The organism is Alcanivorax sp. HI0044, from assembly GCF_001634945.1.
Genome location: NZ_LWEZ01001369.1, coordinates 1 through 1,543, shown reverse-complemented (window position 1 = coordinate 1,543; position 1,543 = coordinate 1). Strand labels below are relative to the sequence as shown.

The 1,543-nt window shown below is 58.5% G+C and carries 2 protein-coding genes and 1 pseudogene; all 3 read right to left on the bottom strand.

Annotated elements, in window-relative coordinates; translation table 11 throughout:
- Window positions 1–187, bottom strand: a pseudogene (locus A3730_RS20250) (IS256 family transposase); the annotation flags it as partial.
- 110 nt (window positions 188–297) lie between these two features.
- Window positions 298–822: a metal-dependent hydrolase gene (locus A3730_RS20245; protein WP_063538777.1), complete on the bottom strand. Its 525-nt coding sequence runs from the start codon at window positions 820–822 to the stop codon at window positions 298–300.
- 13 nt (window positions 823–835) lie between these two features.
- Complete coding sequence (locus A3730_RS20240; protein ID WP_063520356.1) at window positions 836–1,429, bottom strand: class GN sortase; 594 nt, start codon at window positions 1,427–1,429, stop codon at window positions 836–838.
- Window positions 1,430–1,543 lie beyond the last annotated feature (114 nt).

Below are 1,543 nucleotides of genomic sequence, written 5' to 3'. Positions count from 1 at the left end.
TACTGGTCGTGCCATTCTTGCGGTTCGGCGCGGTCTCTTCTGTAAGATGATTGTCCAGCTCGGCTTGCATCGCGGCTTCTGTGAGCTGCTTGATCAGCGGCGTGAGAATGCCGTCTTTGCCGGTCAGGTCTTTGCCTTCCTGTAGGGCCTTGAGAGCAGCATCAATGTCGAATGTGGGTTTGGTCATGTATCACCTCTTTGGTGTGTAGATTAAAGAAGTGACACAGAATTCTGAACACTACCGGCCATTATCATGTTTGCGCCTCGTGCTTAAACGATTCCTCTCCTCTGGAACGTTTACTTTCTTCTACCTTCGACCGTTTTCCTGTTCCGTTTAATCCAGCGGTATCGTTTTGTGGCCCATAGAATAATCAGCAACTCTATGACAAACGACCAGTGCAACACAAAGTTAAACCACCAGGGCTGAAAGTGTGCGGGCACAGTGAATAACGCGTAAGGCCGATCCACAAAGGGTGCTAGCCACCAGATATCACCGACAACGCTATCCAGCAGCATGTGCAGCAAGCCACCCAGGGAAAAGATCAAGGTGAGAAAGGGTAGCGACTGTTTTCTTGTCAGACCGGTTGCCAGCATTGAGGTACACAGCAGGCCGATCCACAGACTGGGCCAGTGGCTAAAGTATTTATGGTGATGGGTCTGGCGGTGGTCGATGAAATAAAAGTAGAGCATATCCAGATCCGGGGCGATGGCCCCGACCATGACGGTGAAGAGGACCGCTTTGGGGGAAACGGGGATGGTGCAAATTCTTTTCAGAAGGTGTTGGGCGAGCAGGTAGCCAGCGGGGAGGTGGGCAATGAACATGATGGGTTCCTGTTTATTGATCCGCGCGATTATTTGCCGCGTTGCTGGTGGAGGCCGATGTGGCGGTGACCACGTAGCGCAGGGGGCCGCCGGGGGTGAGGGCGCCGAAGGGGTAGCAGGTGATCAGTATTAGCTGTTGGTCATCCCGGGGGATGTGTAGGGGGTGCTGTTGGCTGTTGATGACCTGCTGTCTGCTGATCTGAAAATGCTGCTGTGAACCGTTGGCCAATTGCACGGCGAGGGGTTGGCCAGGGTTCAGGTTTTCCAGAAAGGCGAAGTGGGTGTCGCGGTGGCCGGCCAGGGTGAGGGCCTGGTCGCTGCCGATGCCGCCGGCCAGTCGGCCGGGTCCGAAGGCCAGGGCTTCGCCGCTGGTGCTTTCCAACACATAGAGGGTTTCCCCGGCGGGGGTGGTGAGGCGCGCTACCGGCCAGGTGTCTGCCCAGGGCCAGGGGCGCTGGGGTGCGTCTTGCTCAAGCGTGGTTTGCCAGGCGTGGGCAATCAGGTGCTGGGCCAGCCAGGCCTTGCCGTCCAGCCAGCTGGCCCAGCCTGCGAGTCCTAGAAGCCCCGCCAGACTGAGTGCCAGCACCCCGCGTTCAAGCCGCGCCATGGTTCAGCCTTCGCTGACGAAGCCAGAGCAGCAGGCAGAGCACCAACAGCACGCCAGCCAGCCGCCACAACAGCGGCGCCGGTGTGGCCGTGCCCGGCCAGGCCGCAGTGTGTT